Here is a 17,946-nt window from a genome sequence, read left to right on the forward strand (position 1 = left end):
CAGCCCAGCACCAGGTCAGCTTCGACTCGGCTCGGGTTGAGCGATCGTCGAGCGAAACCCGCCCGGTGAACGCCGCCTACCATCCTCGCATCCATGCGTGACGTACCTTTCACTGCAAATGCAAGGGCGCTCGGATCCAGGCAGAGCGACGCGTTCAAGGCCCACAGCCACCAGCTCTCGTCCAAGTCGCTGTCTATCGGTTCCGGCGGCTTGGTAGATGTGGCTTCGAGTGCTGCTACGGGCGGCTGGGGGCTCACCACGAACACAGGCGGCGCTGAAACCCGCCCCATAAACCTAGCCTTCTTTCCGCGTCTTCATGCGTGATCTAGACATGGATTCGCGGGTTGTAGGCAGTGTTGTCCGGCCGGCTTTCAGCGCCACCGGAAGAACCAGTGGCGGTAGTCGCCAGCCCGTTGTACGGCTCGGACGAGCGCCACACAGCTCCGTTGTTCAGCGACACCAGATTAGGGACGGAATGAGTATGCGCCTTGTTCTGGTTCGATTGCCGAGAGCCCATTACCCTTGCATTTGCAGTGTCAGCGTCAGTTCCGGTGTAACGGCGGAACATGTTGCGCAGATCGGGAGCCCGGAAGTTGTTGGCGTCCACGTTCACAAAGTAGTGCGCGCCGACGTTGGCGGTCCACACGGCCTGCGTGACGACAAGGCCGTTTTCCTGGGCGTAGCCCCACAGGCGCGCGTACGCCGTCTTGCTGAGCAGCCCGCCGACCGCATCGACTTCGCTGGGTAGGGGCGTGACGGTATGGCCATCCAACGGCCGGCCGCATAGCGGCGACCGGTAGCCGGTGAAATACTCCGTCTCAGTCCAGAGCCACACCTCGCCGCACTCGATAACAATGATGGGGCCTCTGTCGGTCGTGGGCAGCGCGTTGATGGAGTACATGCGCGAGTAGTTCGCCAGCACCAGCAGGCTGTCATCGACGTATTTGCGCGTCGCCAGGACCACGGCCGGATCGATCTTGAGCACGAAAGCGTTCGTGCTCGCCACCATGATGACCATCCGTATAACCTGGGTTCGGCCGGAACCCTCTTCGAGCTGGGGTTTGTAGGTGGGCGGGCAGTTTGCCACGGCGACCAGGTCGCCGTCCTGGTCCCACAATCCCCATTCCCGGATCCATTTGCCGCCCACGTTCTCGGGCAGGACCTGCTCGGCGATCAGATAGTTGGCGTTGTTGGGATCGACGTAAAGCTGATTGATCGGGGCGCGCCGCCATTCGCCGATAAGCTGCGTCTGATTGGGATCGGGCACGGGCGTGTCGCCGCCGCCGTCGCCAACGGACAGCTCGGCAATCTGCAACTGCTGGCCCAGGGCCATGGCGTTGGCCTGCTTGGCCTCGCCGACTTTCGTGAGGATGCCGTAAAAGGTAGCCATTAGGGATATACCGTAAGGGTGTCAATGGAGTGTTCGCGCACGCCGAAGGGAATTGCCATCGGCACGTCCACGCGTTCGGTTTGATAGGGATAAACGGTCAGCTCGTCGCCGTCATAGGCCGCCACGGCGATATTCATCGGGGCGCGCACTTCCAGACTGATGGCAAGGCCAGTCATGTGCTGGGACAAGCGCTTGGCGTCGTCGATGAGCCGCTCCAGCTCGACGTACATCGCGTCCGTGATGCCGGTGTCCAGTACCCCGATGGAAAGCTGGAACGTCCCGCGCGGGCCTTCTGGCTGCGTCTCCCACCATTCGATGACTTCCAGCAGGTAGCCCAAGGGCTCGACGACGCGGCGCAGGGCGCCCACGGTGCCCTTGTGCTTGTGCACGAAAAACGCGTTGGCAATCGCCTTGCGCTTCGCATCGTCCGTCCACGCATCGTTCCAGCGATCCACGGAGCGTTCCCACGCCAGCCAGGTCAGGATGCCGGCGGGGCACGTCGTGGCCCGGCGCAGCGCGCGGATGGGAAGAGGAATGTCCTCGATGTCGGCGTTGGCGAGGGCGAGGTTGCGCTCCAGCGGCGTGGAGTTCGGCGGCAGGAGGGTGCGCTTTTCAGTCATCGTCCGTCTCGTCGCCAATTTCGATTTCCACGCCCAGACAGGTGCCGGCCTGCGTACGATCCAGCACGATATCGGCGGCGGGCTCCTCCAGGTCCAGGTGGTCGACGCCTTCGACATGTAGCGATGCCGTGATGGCGCTGCGCCAGACTGACACGCCCTGGCGACGGGAGCGGTACACATAGGCCTCGCATGCCGCTCGAGCAGCGGCCAGGGCCACGTCGCGCCCTGGCCCGTCTCCCTTCATGTACAGCACGGCCCTGACGTTGTAGCTCGTGATCTGCGAGGACTGGACCGTCACGCGGTCGCCCATGGGGCGCACGTCTTCATCGCTTAACGCCGTGCGCACCGCGGCGAGTACTCCCTCGCTGGACGTCCCGTCGTCTTCGCGAGACAGGACGGACACCAGGATGTCGCAAGGTTCGGGGCTGATCGCACTTACGTCCGCAATCTGGCCCTGCGCCGACCGCGCGTGGAACTCGTACGCGCCGCGCGGCCCGGCTGTCGACAGGCCTTCCCAGGCGAGCTGCGCACGGTAGCGCAGGTCTTCGTCGTCTTCCATGACGGCGTCGACCGGCGGGATGGCGTTGGGCTGCGCTTCCTGGATGGTCAAGCGGGTAACGCCGTATTCGGCGGAGATGTGCTCCAGGTCTTTGCCCTTGGCGAAGGCGAGCAGGACGGCGCGGGCGGCTTCGTTGATCCGCTGGCGTAGCGTCACCTCCCGTTCGCTGTTTTCCTGCAGGAGGATGGCAAGCGGTTCGGATTCCAGGGCCAGGGCCTTGGTGACGGCGGCCTGGTCATCGGACGCGAAGAGCGCGATCAGCCGCGCCTTACGGGCTTCGAGGATTTCCTCATAGTTCAGCCTTTCGACGACATCGGGCGCCGGCAACAGGGACAGGTCGATGGGGCTGGATACGTCGGCCAATGTCAGGCTCCAAGGGAAGTTGTCGCTGCAAAAGGCGTCGCGGTGCCACCGTCGGCCACGGTTTCGCCTTCCACGGTGATATCGAAGCGGCCGGGCTCGTCCGCGCTCGCCTGGGCGCTCACGCGGCGCAGCGTGATGCGCGGCTCCCAGGACATGAGGGCCGTCGCGGCGGCGGCGTAGAGCTGCACCAGGGTGGAGGCGTTGCCGGGCGCGTCGACCAGGTCCGGACCGAGCGAACCGAAGGGGCGGCGACGCAGGCGCGTGCCGATGGACGTGGAGAGCACCTTGCCGATGGACTGCGACAGGTGGTCGCGGTCGACGATCTGCAGGCCGGTGCTGGCGTTCATGCCGAGGTAGGCCATTATTTCGGCCCGTCCGTGTCACTGCCGCCGCGATTCACGCCGCCGTGCTTGTGCGTATGCACGACGACACCGTTTGACGACAGGTTGCCGCTTTCGTGGGTGATATCGCCCTTAATGGACGTGTTGTTGCCCTTGCCGTTAGTGCCGCTCATGCCGGCGCTGTAGGTGAATAGCCCCTGCACCGTCACGGCGCCCGTAAAAACCGTCTGCGGGCAGTCCACGGTGGTCAGTTCCTGCGCTTGCAGCGTGGCCGTCTTCACGCCCGTGGCGGTGAGCGCGCCGGCCGCGTGGTCGTAGACGATACGCGCGCCATCCGGGTATTCGCGCACATCCTCGTTCGCGCTGGTCGACGGCGGCGGGTTCGAAGCGGTGTTCAGGCCCGTGATGACATAGCCGGCTGCGGTGTCGCCCCCCAGGCAGAAGGCAAGCACCTGTTCGCCGATGGTCGGCGGGCTCCAGGTCTTGGTCGTGCCGGCCCGCCGCTCGGTCCATTGCAGCCAGCCGGATTCCCAGGCGCCGTCGCGCACACGCACGGCCGGCGGCGTCGTGGCGAGGTCGGCCGCGAACACCGTTCCGGTTCGGATCAGGTTCGAGAGCAGGCGGAAAAGTTCGGCGGCATCGTGCATACCGCCTATGGTGGCGACGCACCTTCGCGCGCGCACGGAGCGGGCGTTGTGACTGCGCCGCCTACAACTGCTCGCCCGCCAGGTGGCGCAGCAACATGTCCCGTATCAGGTCGATATCGTCGTCGGTGAATCCCAGCAGTTCGCGCGTCGGATACTGCACGTCCTCCATGCCCCGCGCCGGGCGGTCGCGCAGCCCGTACTGGTGTACGCGGGCGATGCGCGCGACACGGCCGAAGAAGCCGACCGAGATATCGCCCGGCGTCGCCTTGGCCTTGAGGTTGCGGTTGTTGCGCAGGCGCACGAACATGGCGCGCTTCTTGATGCGGCCCTTCTTGCCGCGCAGATTCTTGCGCGTACGGCGCGGCTCGAAGGGCGTTCCGTCCGGATTGCGCTGGCCGGCGATGCGGGCGGCCTGGCTGCGGCGCAGGGCAATGGCAATCTTCTGGTTGACCTTGCGCTGCTCGGCCGGAGACAGCCGGGCGAGCAGGGCGCCGGCCCATTTTTCGAGCTGCGTGAATGGGCGCTGCGCCATCAGGGGTTGCCGACCGGAAAGGGCATCGTGGCGATTTGCCGGTCGTGCAGGTACACCGGGCGTCGTTCGCCCTGGTCGGGCAGGGCCGGGTGGACCGGCTCGGGCACGTGCGCGACATTCACGCGCTGCGTGGCGTCGTCATAGGTGACGATCACGCGTTCGGTGAGCGCGACCTTGATCGAGATATCGACGGTCTGGTTGTTGTTCAGATCCACGTCGAATGGGATGGCGTTGTCGCGCAGCTCGGGGTTTTCGAACAGTTCCGGCTGATTGGTCCGTAGCCAGGCCAGCAGCGGCAGGAGGAGCGCATCCTCGGCGCCGGGGTAATCCGTGACGATCAGGTTCAGGGTGTACCGGTACTCATGCGACAGGGCCAGCGTGCCGGAGGCGACGATACGGCCTTCGTCCACGAACATCAGCAGCCGGTCCGGGTCGGCCTTGAGAAAGGAGTTGGAATCGGTCAGGAACGCGCGCAGGCTATTGGGTTTGAGCATTGTTCGCCTTCGTCTGGCAGCGGTAGACGGCGTCGACCTGGGCCGCGCACACGGCCCATGCCGTTTCGGCACGTTCAATGGCCAGGTTTAGATCCCCATTGCTGGTCGGCGCCGTCGCCGGGAGCACGCACGGCGTCACGGCCGGACAAGAATTCAGCATAAGCGTCGGCCCCGGTGAGGGCTGGGTGGGCGCGCATGCCTGCAATGTCATGAGGCAGTAGGCCATCAGCCCAAGCGCGAATTTCCTTGTTTTCACGTTGCAGTGCTCCGATATCGGCCTCGCGCTGACTGAGCGAGGCGCGAAAGCTGTTCTGGGTGGATTGAAGGGCGGCCAAGCCGCGTGCGTTGCTTGCGGTCGCATCGACCACGTTTTTCAGGTCGGCGCGGGCGTGCTCGAGCGAGTCCTTGTAGCTGGCGACTGTCTCGTCCAGGGCCGATACCTGGCCGTGCTGCAACCAGGCCACGCCCGCCAGGATGGCGATAAGCAGGTAGGGCGCCAGGCGCGCAAGCCACGTCGTCATGCCGCCACCTTCGCCGCGTCCGCGTAGCGATCGTAGGCGCGAGCCAGCTTCACGTCGTAGAGGTTGCGGGCGTAGGCCGGGCCGTTGTAGCCACGGGCGAACGCCGCCCACTTCCGGCCGGCCAGGGCTTTGGACAGCGCCGCGTCGGCCTGGACGTAGCGCACAAAGGCGTCGAGCTGGTCGCCCTCCGTGCGCCGCATGCGTGCCACGAAATCGTCGATGCTGGCGTAGCCCAGGCGTTGCCAGTGGTAGCCCATGACCTGGAAGGCGCCCCAGCTCGCCGCCTCCAGGGCGGCCGGCGCGCAGATGGCGGTCGCCATCGCCAGGCGCCGATACTCCGCGGCGCCGCCCGCGTAGCCGCCGGACTCCGTATTGACGATGGCCGGCAGGCGCGCGGCGTGCGGCGCCGGGTCGATGCCGTGCGCGGCCAGGCGGTCGTAGAAGACATGGCGTTCGTAGAGAATGACGGGCCGCCCATCGGGCAGGAACCCGCATCCCCGCGATTCCACTTCGTTGACCGCCTTCACGCTTGCCAGCGGTACGTCCAGCATGTCGGCCGCGCGGGCAAGGTCGGCTTCGGTGAGCAGCCGGCCGGTTTCCAGCCCCGCCAGGGCGGCGGCGGTCTTCGGCCCATAGACGCCATCCACCACAAGCCGGCGGGCGCGCTGTAGGGCGGATACGGCCGCCTCGGTGGCATCGTCATAGACGTGGGTGCGGGCGACCGCGTAGCCGGCGGCGGAAAGCGCCGCCTGCAGATCCGCAACGGCCTGGCCCTGGTCGCCGGGTTTAAGGGTGTCAGGCATCGGCACGCCTCTTCACCAGTTCGGCCAGATTGCCGCGCGCGGACCAGGCCGCGATAAGTTGCACGGCGATGACGACGGCCTCGGCCAGCGATACGGCGCTGCGGCAAACCAGGATATCGACGGCGCGGCACAGCATGGCGGCGATCAGGGCGCTGGCAAGCAGCGACACCATGCGGCGGTGGCGCGCGCCGTTGGGACGGTACCAGACGAATCGCAATGCCGTGGCGATGTAGAGCAGCGCCGCGAGGACGGCGACGGCGCCCAGGTGCGGATACGGGTTCATTGACGGCCCCCCATCAGTTTGACCAGGTAAGCGCGAATGTCGCCCGGATCCAGGTCCGAGGCGACAGCGACCAGTTTCAGTGCGATGGCGACGCTCACCAGGGACACCAGCAGCGCCGGCAGGAACGTCTGCATCGCCCATTGGCGCGCCACGAATTCGCCCGCGCCGCCGTAACCGCATAGGGCAGAGAAGAGGAACGACAGCAGCCGCTTCCACGGGCTCACGTCCTTTTTGGTGCTCGCCACCAGGGCGGCGCCCACGATGGCGCCGAATGCCGCATTGGCATCGATATGCGGCAGGATCGAAGCCAGCGCCACGCCGGACAGGAGCGTGGCGCTGGCGGCGGTGACGGTCGAGGGTTCGGCCATGGTTCAGTCCCAGAGTTTGGTTGTGGGTTGCGGGGCGGGGGCGGTGGCGACCTGCGGCAGCTCCACCAGCAGCCCATGCGGCAGGACCGGCCCAAGGTCGGCCAGGCCGGGATTCAATTCGAGCGTTTGCTCCACGACATCGCGGGTCTGGTGCAGGTTGCGCCAGCAAAGCGCGTCCACGGTGTCATGTTGCTGGGTGCGGACCTTCATCAGATCAGCTCCACGGTTGTGCGCGGCCGACCGAGAAGCGCGGTGATAGCCCAGGCCGCGTTGCGGCGCTGTTCGTCGGGCGTGGTATCCAGCCATTCAGCCCTTTTCTGGCCGGTCGCGGCCAGGTCGAAATCGGACATGCGTTCGACCAGGTCAGCCTTCGCGTAGCAGTACACAGCACGCAGGTAGCATTGGCTCGCCACACTGTTGCCGTCCACTTTGTCGCCCGGCACGTCGGCCAGGGTGGCGTATCCCTCGCCCTGGCGCGCCGCCTTCCAGTCCCGTACATCGCGCGCCGTTTCGATGACGGCGGCGATCAGCGCGTGCCGCAGGCGCGGCCCCGTGACGGTACCGTCCAGGCGCATGGCTTCGCGGGCGGCCACCAGCGACAGGTCCGGCCAGAAGCCGTCGTTGGCGATGGTGTCATCGGCCGGTGCGTCGGATACGGGGGCGGAGGCGATAAAGCTCATGGTCTGTCTCGTAACCGGCGGTGGGCGGGCGTCGGGCGATTCCGAGGAATGCCGTCAGCCCGCGCCGCCGTGCGCTTGGGGGAGCACTCTGTGTCAGCCGGCGGCGCTCGCCTCGGCTTTCTTGATGGTTCGGGAAAGCTGCTCGATGGCCTTTTTCGCGCCCACGTCCTTGTGCAGCGCCACGGCGCGATTCAGTTGCGCCAGGCCGGCGCGCGCCATGTCGAGCTGCGGGCCGGTCGGGGTGTCGCCCGCTAGGGCGGCCAGCGTTTCGCCCATGGCGCGGTGCAGCTTCGCCCGTGCCTGGTCCGGCGCATCTTTGCCTTCGGTGAGTACCGCGACCATTTGCAGGGCGCCCATGGTGTCGGAGTTGACGGGTACCTTTCCCGCCAAGACGGCGCCAGGCACTTCATCGAGCAGCAGCGCGGGCACCTTCCGGTTGTAGCGTTCCGGCAGGGCTAGGTCGTGCTTGAGGACGTAGCCGGCAATGGTCAGGCCGCGCGCGAAATCGCCTACGTCCAGGTGCCACACCATGACCGTGGCGATGACTTCGTCCTGGCCGCCCTTGTCGGCCGACAGGACGCCGTCCACATAGTCGCGGTAGGCCGGCAGCATGTCGGCCTTGGCGGCGATCTTGCGTTCGACCGATTCGATGGCTTTCAGGCGGCGCAGGTCATTGACCAGGTTCGCCATCATCAGGGCCTGGACGCCGCCTGCCGGATTCGGCGCACCGGGATCGGATTTGCCCGACTCGCGCGCGGCCAGGACGCGCGTGCGGTGACGTTGAGCGAGGCTTGCCATGGTTACGCGCCGCCTCCCGCGTCTTCGTCAGTCACGAGCTCGACGTTTTCGAGCAGTGCCGCGCAGCCGTAATCCTCCATCACGTAGTCGTCATTGGACGATTCGTAAAATTCCACGCGGTTACGCTCGGGCTTCTCCTTCACATAGCGGCGGCGCGCACCTTCCTGGATGTAGATCGAGAGGTTGTCCAGGCGCGTGATGAGCACACGCCCCTCCGGCATGAAGGGCACCGTCACGGCGGGCAGGCCGCCGATGCGCTTCTGGCTGACGATGATGTCCGCTGCCAGCTTTTCGGTGGCGGCGTCGCCGCTCTGGTTGATGAGCGGGAAATACTTGTCGTGCATGAGGCCACGGCCGACGATGGCGACAAGCTGCGTATCGTCCTGATACCAAGGTTCGAGCAGCATGCGCAGGTCGTAGACCGCCGCGTCGATGTCGCGATAGTCGCCGCCTTTGCCGATCTTGACCGTGCCGCCGCCTGCGCCCGCGTTCAGGACGCGTTCGGCCGCGCGCTCGCGCAGCTTCTGCAGCCAGCCCTTATTCACGTCCTGCAGCAGCGGGTTGGTGCCGATATCGGTGTCGGCGGCCACCGACACGCCGTTGAAACCGATCATGATGCGATCCAGGGCCTGGCGCTGGATGATGTTGTTGCGCACGCGAATCTGGAAATCCGGGAACCGCGCCCATTGGTCAAGCTGCGCGTACTTGATATGCGTGTCGAAATTAGTTTGCACGCATTCGTAGCCGTTGGAATCCATGGCGGTCAGATCGCGCGTCTGTCGATCCTTCGCGTCCGTGTTCGTGCGGCTCGCAGCCGGACCCGATACACCAAGGCCGATTTTCTCGCCCTTCTGGTCCTGGACCAGGGGCATGTTGATCCGCTGCAGGAAGCTGGAACTTTCCTGGATCTTCGTTTCCATCGTCTGTTGGACGGACGGTTCGACGCTAAAAGACTGCGTGGCGTTCTCGACGCCGTTCAACGCCGCGACCTGCGACAGGTAGGCGTTGTAGAGTTTGCGGGTAGTGTTGCGCATGTTGGCTCCGTGCTAAGGGTGTCGGGTCGCTGTCTGTGAGTGAAGGCGCTGGAATCAGCAGTCGGTACGCACCACGCCGTCGCCGCCCTTAGCGGGTGCGCGCGTGCCGGGGGTGCGGTCGGTGAGGTCGAGCTTGTCGGTCAGGGCCTGGAATTGCTCGGCGGTGACAAAGCCCGCTCCCATGCTGTCGACCTTGGCCGCGAGCGCTTCGACCGAATCGGCGGTGTCCTTCTGCGTCTGCGCATAGGCCTGCGCGAAGGCGGTAAAGGCCTGGGCCAGTTCGGAGAATTTCTCCGGCTGTGCTTTCGCCGTCATCGCCTTGAACATTTCCGTGATCTTGGTGAGCAGGCCGGCGTCGTGGTCCGATTGGTCTCCGGAAAAATCGAACTCAACCGGAATGGCCGACGTGAACAGCGTGTTCGGGTTTTGTTTGCGGCTCTTGAAGGGATGCACTTCCTCGGGGTGTTGCGCGCAGAACGCCAGCGCATCGGTGCCCAGGCTGGCCGGAGTGTCGGTGACGCCGAGCCCGAGGAGATAGGCCTTACCGGTTTCGGCGAAATTGGGATCGACCTCGATGGAGGTGTAAATCTTCTGGCGATCCTTGTTCATGGCGATGAGTGCCGGCGTCGGATCGATCTGCGCCTGCAATATCAGTTTGCCGTCGTCGCCTTCCTGGGTGCGCACGGCCGTCACGTCGCCGTAGGCCTTGAACGGGCTGTCGGGCAGCGTGCCACGCAGGTGTTCTAGCCACACGCGCGCGCCGTACGTCTGACGGTTGAATGTTTCGGCGATTTGCTCCAGCCAGGCACGCAGAATCTTGCGGCCGTCCGTGGTTTGGCCTTCCTTGGCGACGGTGAACCATTTCATGATGTTTTGCCTGTAGGTGGTGGATGGTCGGGTGTTCGGTAAGGGTGCGGTCATGGTGGACCGGGCAAACCTCGCGCTCAATCGCTTGAGGTTGTTCCTGGGCCAGTGACAAGGCGGCGCCACGCGCGCGCGCGGAAATGTCGGGCACGCTGGCGGCTATGTTGGAAATGGCCCCCGATATCGATCCGCGACGCGCCGCGCGCAACCTGTACTGGATGGGTTGGCGCGTGTCATCCATCGCCCGTCACCTGGGCGAGAAGCGCACGACCGTGCATAGCTGGAAGACCCGCGACAAGTGGGACGCGGCGTCCCCCGTTGAGAAGGTCGAGAACGCGCTCGAAACCCGCCTGGCGGTATTGATCGCCAAGACGGAAAAGGACGGACGCGATTTCAAGGAAATCGATCTCTTGGGTCGGCAGCTCGAACGCACGGCGCGGGTACGCCGATTCGATAGCGGCGGTACCGAGGCAGAGCTGAACCCTAATCTGGAGCGGCGCAACGCCGCGCCCAAGCGCCGGCCGGAGCGCAACGCGATCAGCGACGCCCAGGCGGCGCAACTCCTCGCGGCGTTCAACGATTCGCTATTCGGCTATCAGAAGGCCTGGTACCGCGCGGGCGATCAGCGTACGCGCATGATTCTGAAATCTCGGCAGATCGGGGCGACCTGGTACTTCGCGCGGGAGGCGTTCGTCGACGCCATGACGACGGGCCGAAACCAGATATTCTTATCGGCCTCCAAGGCGCAGGCGCACGTCTTCAAGCAGTACATCATCCAGTTTTGTCGCGATGCGGCCGATGTGGACCTGAAGGGCGATCCCATCGTCCTGCCCAACGGCGCGCACCTGTACTTCCTGGGTACGAATGCGCGCACGGCACAGAGCTACCACGGCAATTTCTATTTCGACGAGTTCTTCTGGGTGCCGAAGTTCGGTGAGCTGAACAAGGTCGCCAGCGGCATGGCGCTGCATAAGCAGTGGCGCAAGACGTACTTCTCCACGCCATCGAGCATTTCCCACGAGGCGTACCCGCTTTGGTCCGGCGACCAGTTCAACAAACGCCGCGGTAAGCGCGAGCAAGCGAACATCGACGTGTCGCACGCCATGTTGAAGGGCGGTCTGCTGTGCGCGGACAAGGTATGGCGGCAGATTGTCACCATCCTGGACGCGGAGGCGGGCGGGTGCAACCTGTTCGATATCGATGAGCTGCGCAACTACGAATACAGCCCGGACCAATTCGAAAACCTGCTTATGTGCAAGTTCATTGACGATACCGCGTCTGTGTTCCCGTTGGCGATGCTGCAGCCCTGCATGGTCGACGCCATGGTGGATTGGGTGGACGTGCAGTATTTTGCGCTGCGCCGCTACGGCTACTACCCCGTCGCCATCGGCTATGACCCGTCGCTGTCGGGCGATTCGGCCGGCTGCGTGATCCTCGCGCTGCCGCGCACGCCCGGCGGCAAGTTCCGGGTGCTGGAACGGCACCAATGGCGCGGGATGGACTTCGCCAAGCAGGCCGAGCGCATCAAGGAGTTGACCCAGCAATACAACGTCATCGACATCGCCATCGACGCGACCGGCATGGGGCAGGGCGTTTACCAGATTGTGAAGCAGTTTTTCCCGGCCGCGCGGCAAATCACGTATTCGCCGGAGGTCAAGACGCGCCTGGTGCTCAAGGCGGGCGACGTGATGCGCAATCGCCGCCTGGAATGGGACGCGGGCTGGACCGACCTGGCGCAATCGTTTATGGCGATACGCAAGACGCTCACGGCGAGCGGACGCCAAGTGACGTACGACGCTGGCCGCGCGCAGGACACCGGGCATGCGGACCTGGCATGGGCCTGCATGCACGCATTGGACTATGAACCCTTGGAAGGCGCCACGGCGGAAAGCCGTAGCCTTGTGGAGATATACGAATGACCCATCTCGTTGACGTGCGCGGCGCGCCGCTCACCCAGGCCTCGGCGCCGGCCGGCGCGAGCAACGCTGCGGGCGTCGAGGCTTTCAGCTTCGGCGATCCGATTCCGGTCCTGGACCGGCGCGACATCCTCGATTACATCGAGTGTCTGGATAACGGCCGATGGTACGAGCCGCCGATCAGCTTCCACGGCCTGGCGAGGTCGTTTCGGGCGAGCACGCACCATAGCTCCGCGATCTATTTCAAGGCCAACGTGCTTGCGTCCACGCTGATTCCGCATCCGCTGGTGACGCCCATGCTGGTCAAGGAATTGGCGGTGAACTTTCAGACATTTGGCAACGCCTACGTCGAGCGGCGCACCAGCATGACGGGCCGTGTGCTGTCGCTACGTCACGCGCCGGCGAAATATACTCGGGTGGGAAAGGAGGATGACCAGTTTTATTTCGCGCCGGGCGTTGCCGATGAACACCAGTTTGAAACCGGCTCCGTGTTCCACTTGAAAGAGCCAGATATCAACCAGGAAGTGTATGGCCTGCCGGAATACTTGAGCACACTACAATCGGCCTGGTTGAATGAATCCGCGACGCTCTTTCGGCGCCGTTACTACAACAACGGAAGCCATGCGGGATTCATCCTCTACATGTCGGACGCGGCCAGCAGCACCGAGGATATCGACAAAGTGCGTGAGGCGATGCGCGCGGCCAAGGGGCCGGGGAATTTTCGCAATTTGTTCCTCTACGCGCCGGCCGGCAAGAAGGACGGCGTGCAGGTCATTCCGATCAGCGAGGTTGCTGCGCGTGATGACTTTTTCAACATCAAGAACGTGACGCGCGACGACATCCTGGCCGCGCATCGCGTGCCGCCGCAGCTCATGGGCATCGTGCCGGGCAATACAGGCGGCTTCGGCGCCGTGCTGCCGGCCGCGCATGTGTTCGCACGCAATGAGATCGAGCCGCTGCAGGGCGTGTTTAAGACGATCAATGCGTGGCTCGGCTCGGAAATGTTCCGTTTCAAGGCATATACCGTTGAGATCGACGGTTAGATTATCAGTCGATCCTTCCGCGAAGAATACACATGGCGGTGCGATTGCCAAACTACGCATTGGTTGTATCGCCTCAGAAGCTCTTTATCATCGACGAGGTGTGTGAGATATACCGTTGGTGTACGTAATCGCTTGAAGTCTGCAATCACGTGCTGGGGCGTGTTCGGCGGGATAAACGAATCGATATCTGCGAACCCGTAGCGTACGAATGCGTTGGCACATAGGTTGAAGTCGAAGATAGTGACATCGTTTCTATCGCCGGGCGTGGTGAACGAGCGATCGGATAGTAAGCAAGATTCGGTGGTGTATGTACAGAGCAAGACTTGGACTTGGCTGGCTTCTGACAAAAACAATGAGTTCACCGTGCCATCTAGGATACTTGCATCGCCGTCGCCGTATTCCATGAAAAGCATGAAGAGCACCTTCAGCCAATTCACATAGTCGTTATCCGAAATTCCGATCTGTCTGCATATCCTCTCTTGATGCGGCCGTCGGCCGTTCAAAATTCGATAGAAGGCCTGCTTTAGTTTAGGCTCAGTCGGTTCGTACGCGGCGAGCACGCCGAACGTGTTCAGCATTTTGACGACGGAGAAGGGGTTGCGCGCAAAATTCAGGAGCTTTTTAGCAAACAGCTCAACCAGTTCCGTTCCGACAGCCGTGTTCCCAGCGGAGACTTTCGCCAGCACCGCACGTGTTTGAACTTCAACGGTCCGCTCATAACGCTGGAATAGGTGTTCAAAGTTCCATTGGAGGTTGTTGCCCAGCGGTGTGTCGAATGTAAATAGATTATCAAGGGCTAGATTCCGCACTATGGACACGCCACGCGCATGCTGCAGGCGTAGAGCATGTGCTTCTCGGTCAATTATTTCAAACGAATATATCCGCTGATTTTTGGCCGCAGCATGTGGGTTTGCGGCGTTTAGCCGCTGTTCAACCCTTGGCAAGAAGTGGTGGTTGCAAGCAAAGTTCGGAAGAATTTGCAACGCCGGAAGTCCGCTGTGCATTGCCGCGAGAGGCATTAGTTAGTGGGGGAAGGCACGTCGGCCGTTGCCACCATGCCGCGTCCCACCGGCGGTAATGATAGTCGCTGTAAGCAGGGACGCCACCAGGACTTGAATTGAAAACGCACTATACGTCGGGCCGCGCCCTTCGTAGCATTTCCGCATATTGATGAAGACCCCTTTTCTCGAGCTCGGTCACGAATACCGGCCATGGAGGAATGTTTGAATAGTAGGGGGTTGGTCCAGTGGATAGTCCTCCACCGGGTCCGGTGGAAAGCCCTCCACCCGGTCCAGTGGACAATCCGCCACCAGGTCCAGTAGATAACCCACCACCCGGGCCTGTCGACATTCCGCCGCCTGGTCCCGTCGAAAGGCCGCCTCCGGGGCCAGTGGATAGCCCACCACCAGGCCCCGTAGACAAGCCACCTTGCGGGCCGGTCGATGCCCCGCCACCAGGCCCAGTGGACAGACCGCCTCCAGGCCCCGTTGATTGACCGCCACGAGGGCCGGTGCTCAGGTTCCTGGGCCAACCTCTATGAATGCTCATTGGACGCTCCACGGAGTTATGTGTGCGATTGACGCAGGTCCAATATACCTTGAATGCTCATCCATTTGGCCGTGTTTGTGGGGGCCTATCACCCCTCCCAACGCATTCCCCTCCGTCCAGCGCGTGCATTAGAGACAGTTCGGGATGGGTGGTGGGCGTTTCAGACTGCTGGCGCGCGGTCATCCCCCCACCACGCCTGCCCGCTAAAGAGCACGCTTTTGACTCAGCCTTGAGTCACCTGCGTACGCCCGGAGCAATGCGCCTCTCTCGGTCCGATTGAGGGATCGCCGGGCGACGCAGATCGACGCACTATCGTAGGTAGTTAGCGACTTCCTGTACGAGCAGCCGCGCGCCGTTGGTCAGCCACGAATATTTGTCGTCGATGAGATAAATAGCGACGGCGCCTGGTAAGAACGCCGCCACAACAAACACCCAAAAGGTGAAGGTAAGCATTTTCGCCTGTTTTTTGTTTTCTTTAATATGACGTGCTATAGAGCGCCTAAGCGGGGTGGGGTAAGAATTCAATTTTCTCTTGTAATCTTCGAACACCAAATTAAAACTAGATCGAAGCCGAAAAATCTGTCTGCGCTGATTTGCAAGAACTAGTAGATAGATAATCGATACAAGAATAGCGCTACCGACTCCAAGCCAAAAGGCGTATGCAGTATCGGCCTTAGGAATAGCGATCAAGGCAACAAGTGATATAGGAAGAGCAAGCAACTTTCCAGCAATGTCTCCTAGCACTCCGCTCAACTTCGACGCGTATTCCATATCTGCGTCTGCGATCTTTTTTCGAACAACGTCAAAGGAGAAATTATTTATATATGCGCCCAGATTGTGCCGATATCGCTTTAGTACTTCGGTCCAATGACAAACCAAATAAGTGAATTGATTCCGCTGATCAGGCTCCTCCGAGAGAACATCGGAGATCGCTAGTCGCATAACTAATCTACGTTCTTCAATATGAACCTTTGCGTCAAAGTCTGGGCTGACTAAAGCCCGGAGGATATTTAAATGAGAAAGCTGATGGTTAAGTGTCGTCGGCGCAATGACTACAGGCATGGTGGCTGTCCGCTGTGGTATTTTGCCGTCGGGAGGGAGCACGAAAATCAGGCTATGGGCATTCTTGAAAGCCTGTAACTGAATTTCGCCTTCAGCGAAATTGCTTAACAGAATTAAGAATTCGCAGAGCGTTTTCAGTGCGACTACTTGAGGTGGCGGATTGCTGTCGCCGGAAAAATAATCAAGGTCGACAATATAGAAGTTGTGCGGGATATGACCCTTGCAAATGCTGGGTGTCCTGCCGATAAAGTCCTCGATATCGGCGTAAAACTGCCCAAGATCACCGCCGGGCAAGCGTCCCTCAATAACGACGAGCCCATGATCTCCATCTAATTTTTCGTATTCGCCATACCGAGGGTCCAGATTCTCGCAGGCAGAAAATGCGTCAATAACGGCGGGAGTCGGCTGCGTTTCAGCGCGAAATTCCCGGCTTCCTGCACCGGTCAGGTGGGGCCGTCCGAGAACACGATAGAGATGTACAACCGCAGAAAACATGTTCGTTAGTTTTGCGAAATTTCTTTATCTAATTTCTGTATTATAGATTCGGAAAGATTGTTGATGGTTAAAGATTTTAGAGCTTTTTTGTAAACGATGGTGGCGTTATCTTCAATGCCCAGTAGGCTGCGGTCAAACTTCAACGATATGCCATCTGGCTCAAGGCTTACGCGATAGTGTCGCCCAAGTGTTGTCGGATGGATGTGGAATTCGGCGGGGATTTTGTATTTTTCGCCGTTTAAAAATTCTGCAAGCGAGTCCATGTGTGGTGCGTCGTTTGCACTTACCAGGCTGGTCAATGCATGGCAAACGTCAGTAATCGAGGCCGGCTCTGATTTTTCTAATTGTTCTTTAAGGTAGTCAGTTAATTTTTCTTTGGCCGCCCGACGATATTGTTTCAAAGATTTATTCGAATCGAAAAACTTCTCCACGGCACGGAAGATCCGTGTGGTGGCCTTTGCTGACGAAATCCCGACCTCACAGCCCAGGGCGTCTATAAAGTAGCCTGCTGCGTTGTTGTCGCGTGTGGATAGGAATGATAGGTAGTTTGCATCTTCGTCATCTTCCTCGCCATCGCCGATTTGCTCTTGAATGCTTTGTTTGGCTATAACGTCGATGTACTGCGAGATATTTATTTGGGCTGCCTGGTGAAGTTTTGTCATATCCACCTCAGTTACCCCAATCGGAATGTAGTTTTCGTCTAGGGTAATGCCCGCTCGCTGCTTTATCATAGCGATAAGAAGGCGGAGCATCATGTCATCGCCTTCGTATACAGCAAATAGAATTAATCCCCCTGTAGAGAACCCTCGCTCATTTGCCTGGCCTATCAATTCGTCCATGGCAACATGGGTTAATGCCAGAAAGGAGGGCGCTTGAGACAGTTGGCTTACATTGTCGGCAAATGAGATCGGGAAAATTCCCCCGCGATTTACCGTATTGAAGCGCCCCCAGTTTTGACTAATGGTCTTTTGCCCCATTAGCTTCGCGATTCCCGAGACAAGGGTGCCCACTGGGTCCAACGCGGGGTCTAATACCTCCTCTCGCTTTACGACTTGCCCTACGGGCATGTGCTGTTCTTTCTCAAAGCCGTGGATGACGCTTTGGACCACACGCATTCCTCGCTCCTCTTTGATGTGATTGGTCACCGACTGTAACGCTTTAGTGGTGACTACGCCATCCCGTAAGGTCCGCGCCGGCCGGATTCCGCGAGCGCTGCCAGCCGGCGGTATCTTGCTATGCGGAGGCGGAGTAGTTGCCGGGCGCTGATAGCCACGCAATAAGGTCGGTCCCGCGCCAGACGGTGCACCTCGGGCCTATATGGAGGGGCTGGGGGGCACGCTTCGCATTTACCAGGCGGCGCCAGGTTTCGCGCCCAACTCCCACCAGCGGTTTGATATCCCTCCAGCGATACAACCCTTGTGGAGAAAGGCGTAGGTTCATAGCGACGGTGTCCTCAACAAAATTGCTGTGCATGGTGTGCTCCAGTGGTTGTGCTCAAAGGCTGCAAATCAGCAGCCCGCCACCATGTTTGCGCAATCTCTGCGCAGATCGGGGGAGGGGTCGGGAAAAGCCTAATCAGCCTAAC

At 61.4% G+C, this 17,946-nt stretch carries 21 protein-coding genes; 2 read left to right on the top strand and 19 right to left on the bottom strand.

Features of this window, described 5'->3' with window-relative positions; genetic code table 11:
* Positions 1-325: 325 nt before the first annotated feature.
* The 16 genes from CAL26_RS05925 to CAL26_RS06000 form a co-directional block, all read right to left on the bottom strand.
* Complete coding sequence (locus CAL26_RS05925) at positions 326-1,390, bottom strand: phage tail protein (RefSeq protein ID WP_094846036.1); 1,065 nt, start codon at positions 1,388-1,390, stop codon at positions 326-328.
* Complete coding sequence (locus CAL26_RS05930; protein ID WP_094846037.1) at positions 1,390-2,010, bottom strand: phage tail protein I; 621 nt, start codon at positions 2,008-2,010, stop codon at positions 1,390-1,392. The genes CAL26_RS05925 and CAL26_RS05930 overlap by 1 nt, the downstream gene beginning before the upstream one ends.
* The gene (locus CAL26_RS05935; RefSeq protein ID WP_094846038.1) at positions 2,003-2,932 is read right to left on the bottom strand and encodes a baseplate J/gp47 family protein; all 930 of its coding nucleotides are present in this window, start codon (positions 2,930-2,932) and stop codon (positions 2,003-2,005) included. Before CAL26_RS05935 ends, CAL26_RS05930 begins: the two co-directional genes overlap by 8 nt.
* A 2-nt stretch (positions 2,933-2,934) precedes the next feature.
* Entirely contained in the window at positions 2,935-3,279 is a 345-nt protein-coding gene (locus CAL26_RS05940; protein WP_094846943.1) for a GPW/gp25 family protein, read from the bottom strand.
* Between the two features lie 14 nt (positions 3,280-3,293).
* Complete coding sequence (locus CAL26_RS05945; protein WP_094846039.1) at positions 3,294-3,920, bottom strand: phage baseplate assembly protein V; 627 nt, start codon at positions 3,918-3,920, stop codon at positions 3,294-3,296.
* A gap of 61 nt (positions 3,921-3,981) precedes the next feature.
* Positions 3,982-4,452, bottom strand: coding sequence for a phage virion morphogenesis protein (locus tag CAL26_RS05950; RefSeq protein WP_094846040.1), 471 nt, complete (start codon positions 4,450-4,452; stop codon positions 3,982-3,984).
* Positions 4,452-4,946 (bottom strand): phage tail protein, encoded by a 495-nt coding sequence (locus tag CAL26_RS05955; protein ID WP_094846041.1) that lies wholly within the window; start codon positions 4,944-4,946, stop codon positions 4,452-4,454. Before CAL26_RS05955 ends, CAL26_RS05950 begins: the two co-directional genes overlap by 1 nt.
* A complete protein-coding gene (gene lysC, locus CAL26_RS28445; RefSeq protein ID WP_373454454.1) occupies positions 4,930-5,307 on the bottom strand; it encodes an Rz1-like lysis system protein LysC in 378 nt (125 codons plus the stop codon). Before lysC ends, CAL26_RS05955 begins: the two co-directional genes overlap by 17 nt.
* 156 nt (positions 5,308-5,463) lie before the next feature.
* Positions 5,464-6,270, bottom strand: coding sequence for an N-acetylmuramidase domain-containing protein (locus tag CAL26_RS05965; protein WP_094846043.1), 807 nt, complete (start codon positions 6,268-6,270; stop codon positions 5,464-5,466).
* Positions 6,263-6,553: a phage holin family protein gene (locus CAL26_RS05970; protein WP_094846044.1), complete on the bottom strand. Its 291-nt coding sequence runs from the start codon at positions 6,551-6,553 to the stop codon at positions 6,263-6,265. The genes CAL26_RS05965 and CAL26_RS05970 overlap by 8 nt, the downstream gene beginning before the upstream one ends.
* Positions 6,550-6,921 carry a putative holin gene (locus tag CAL26_RS05975; protein WP_094846045.1) on the bottom strand — a complete coding sequence of 124 codons (372 nt, stop codon included), beginning with the start codon at positions 6,919-6,921 and terminating at the stop codon, positions 6,550-6,552. The genes CAL26_RS05970 and CAL26_RS05975 overlap by 4 nt, the downstream gene beginning before the upstream one ends.
* A gap of 3 nt (positions 6,922-6,924) precedes the next feature.
* Positions 6,925-7,131 (bottom strand): tail protein X, encoded by a 207-nt coding sequence (locus tag CAL26_RS05980; protein WP_094846046.1) that lies wholly within the window; start codon positions 7,129-7,131, stop codon positions 6,925-6,927.
* Complete coding sequence (locus CAL26_RS05985; protein ID WP_094846047.1) at positions 7,131-7,601, bottom strand: head completion/stabilization protein; 471 nt, start codon at positions 7,599-7,601, stop codon at positions 7,131-7,133. Before CAL26_RS05985 ends, CAL26_RS05980 begins: the two co-directional genes overlap by 1 nt.
* Positions 7,602-7,694: 93 nt before the next feature.
* Positions 7,695-8,399: a phage terminase small subunit gene (gene gpM, locus CAL26_RS05990; protein WP_094846048.1), complete on the bottom strand. Its 705-nt coding sequence runs from the start codon at positions 8,397-8,399 to the stop codon at positions 7,695-7,697.
* 2 nt (positions 8,400-8,401) lie between these two features.
* The gene (locus CAL26_RS05995; RefSeq protein WP_094846049.1) at positions 8,402-9,433 is read right to left on the bottom strand and encodes a phage major capsid protein, P2 family; all 1,032 of its coding nucleotides are present in this window, start codon (positions 9,431-9,433) and stop codon (positions 8,402-8,404) included.
* Between the two features lie 54 nt (positions 9,434-9,487).
* Complete coding sequence (locus CAL26_RS06000; protein ID WP_094846050.1) at positions 9,488-10,300, bottom strand: GPO family capsid scaffolding protein; 813 nt, start codon at positions 10,298-10,300, stop codon at positions 9,488-9,490.
* Positions 10,301-10,458: 158 nt separating this feature from the next.
* Between CAL26_RS06000 and CAL26_RS06005 the strand changes: the two genes are divergently transcribed.
* Together CAL26_RS06005 and CAL26_RS06010 are read left to right on the top strand one after the other, a co-directional pair.
* Positions 10,459-12,216: a terminase ATPase subunit family protein gene (locus CAL26_RS06005; protein WP_143277358.1), complete on the top strand. Its 1,758-nt coding sequence runs from the start codon at positions 10,459-10,461 to the stop codon at positions 12,214-12,216.
* Positions 12,213-13,256 carry a phage portal protein gene (locus tag CAL26_RS06010; protein WP_094846052.1) on the top strand — a complete coding sequence of 348 codons (1,044 nt, stop codon included), beginning with the start codon at positions 12,213-12,215 and terminating at the stop codon, positions 13,254-13,256. The genes CAL26_RS06005 and CAL26_RS06010 overlap by 4 nt, the downstream gene beginning before the upstream one ends.
* On the opposite strand, the gene CAL26_RS06015 is transcribed toward CAL26_RS06010, so the two are convergent.
* The 3 genes from CAL26_RS06015 to CAL26_RS06025 all read right to left on the bottom strand — a co-directional run bounded on the left by CAL26_RS06015 (position 13,253) and on the right by CAL26_RS06025 (position 17,476).
* Positions 13,253-14,275 carry a hypothetical protein gene (locus CAL26_RS06015; protein ID WP_143277359.1) on the bottom strand — a complete coding sequence of 341 codons (1,023 nt, stop codon included), beginning with the start codon at positions 14,273-14,275 and terminating at the stop codon, positions 13,253-13,255. The two genes, CAL26_RS06010 and CAL26_RS06015, sit on opposite strands and share 4 nt — an antisense overlap.
* Positions 14,276-15,113: 838 nt before the next feature.
* On the bottom strand, positions 15,114-16,361 hold the full coding sequence (locus CAL26_RS28035; protein WP_143277360.1) for a hypothetical protein: 1,248 nt from the start codon (positions 16,359-16,361) through the stop codon (positions 15,114-15,116).
* Between the two features lie 5 nt (positions 16,362-16,366).
* Positions 16,367-17,476, bottom strand: a complete 1,110-nt coding sequence (locus CAL26_RS06025; protein ID WP_094846055.1) for a nucleoid-associated protein — start codon at positions 17,474-17,476, stop codon at positions 16,367-16,369.
* Positions 17,477-17,946 lie beyond the last annotated feature (470 nt).

The organism is Bordetella genomosp. 9 (assembly GCF_002261425.1).
GTDB lineage: Bacteria > Pseudomonadota > Gammaproteobacteria > Burkholderiales > Burkholderiaceae_B > Bordetella_C.

Excerpts from the sequence above, each read along its gene's own strand:
- CAL26_RS05930 (WP_094846037.1), bottom strand. The coding sequence starts at position 2,010 with ATGACTGAAAAGCGCACCCTCCTGCCGCCGAACTCCACGCCGCTGGAG.
- CAL26_RS05995 (WP_094846049.1), bottom strand. The coding sequence starts at position 9,433 with ATGCGCAACACTACCCGCAAACTCTACAACGCCTACCTGTCGCAGGTC.
- CAL26_RS05980 (WP_094846046.1), bottom strand. The coding sequence starts at position 7,131 with ATGAAGGTCCGCACCCAGCAACATGACACCGTGGACGCGCTTTGCTGG.
- CAL26_RS05970 (WP_094846044.1), bottom strand. The coding sequence starts at position 6,553 with ATGAACCCGTATCCGCACCTGGGCGCCGTCGCCGTCCTCGCGGCGCTG.
- CAL26_RS06000 (WP_094846050.1), bottom strand. The coding sequence starts at position 10,300 with ATGAAATGGTTCACCGTCGCCAAGGAAGGCCAAACCACGGACGGCCGC.
- CAL26_RS05950 (WP_094846040.1), bottom strand. The coding sequence starts at position 4,452 with ATGGCGCAGCGCCCATTCACGCAGCTCGAAAAATGGGCCGGCGCCCTG.
- CAL26_RS06010 (WP_094846052.1), top strand. The coding sequence starts at position 12,213 with ATGACCCATCTCGTTGACGTGCGCGGCGCGCCGCTCACCCAGGCCTCG.
- gpM (WP_094846048.1), bottom strand. The coding sequence starts at position 8,399 with ATGGCAAGCCTCGCTCAACGTCACCGCACGCGCGTCCTGGCCGCGCGC.
- CAL26_RS06025 (WP_094846055.1), bottom strand. The coding sequence starts at position 17,476 with ATGCGTGTGGTCCAAAGCGTCATCCACGGCTTTGAGAAAGAACAGCAC.
- CAL26_RS05965 (WP_094846043.1), bottom strand. The coding sequence starts at position 6,270 with ATGCCTGACACCCTTAAACCCGGCGACCAGGGCCAGGCCGTTGCGGAT.
- CAL26_RS05945 (WP_094846039.1), bottom strand. The coding sequence starts at position 3,920 with ATGCACGATGCCGCCGAACTTTTCCGCCTGCTCTCGAACCTGATCCGA.
- CAL26_RS06015 (WP_143277359.1), bottom strand. The coding sequence starts at position 14,275 with ATGCCTCTCGCGGCAATGCACAGCGGACTTCCGGCGTTGCAAATTCTT.
- lysC (WP_373454454.1), bottom strand. The coding sequence starts at position 5,307 with ATGCGACCGCAAGCAACGCACGCGGCTTGGCCGCCCTTCAATCCACCC.
- CAL26_RS28035 (WP_143277360.1), bottom strand. The coding sequence starts at position 16,361 with ATGTTTTCTGCGGTTGTACATCTCTATCGTGTTCTCGGACGGCCCCAC.
- CAL26_RS05955 (WP_094846041.1), bottom strand. The coding sequence starts at position 4,946 with ATGCTCAAACCCAATAGCCTGCGCGCGTTCCTGACCGATTCCAACTCC.
- CAL26_RS06005 (WP_143277358.1), top strand. The coding sequence starts at position 10,459 with ATGTTGGAAATGGCCCCCGATATCGATCCGCGACGCGCCGCGCGCAAC.
- CAL26_RS05940 (WP_094846943.1), bottom strand. The coding sequence starts at position 3,279 with ATGAACGCCAGCACCGGCCTGCAGATCGTCGACCGCGACCACCTGTCG.
- CAL26_RS05975 (WP_094846045.1), bottom strand. The coding sequence starts at position 6,921 with ATGGCCGAACCCTCGACCGTCACCGCCGCCAGCGCCACGCTCCTGTCC.
- CAL26_RS05925 (WP_094846036.1), bottom strand. The coding sequence starts at position 1,390 with ATGGCTACCTTTTACGGCATCCTCACGAAAGTCGGCGAGGCCAAGCAG.
- CAL26_RS05985 (WP_094846047.1), bottom strand. The coding sequence starts at position 7,601 with ATGAGCTTTATCGCCTCCGCCCCCGTATCCGACGCACCGGCCGATGAC.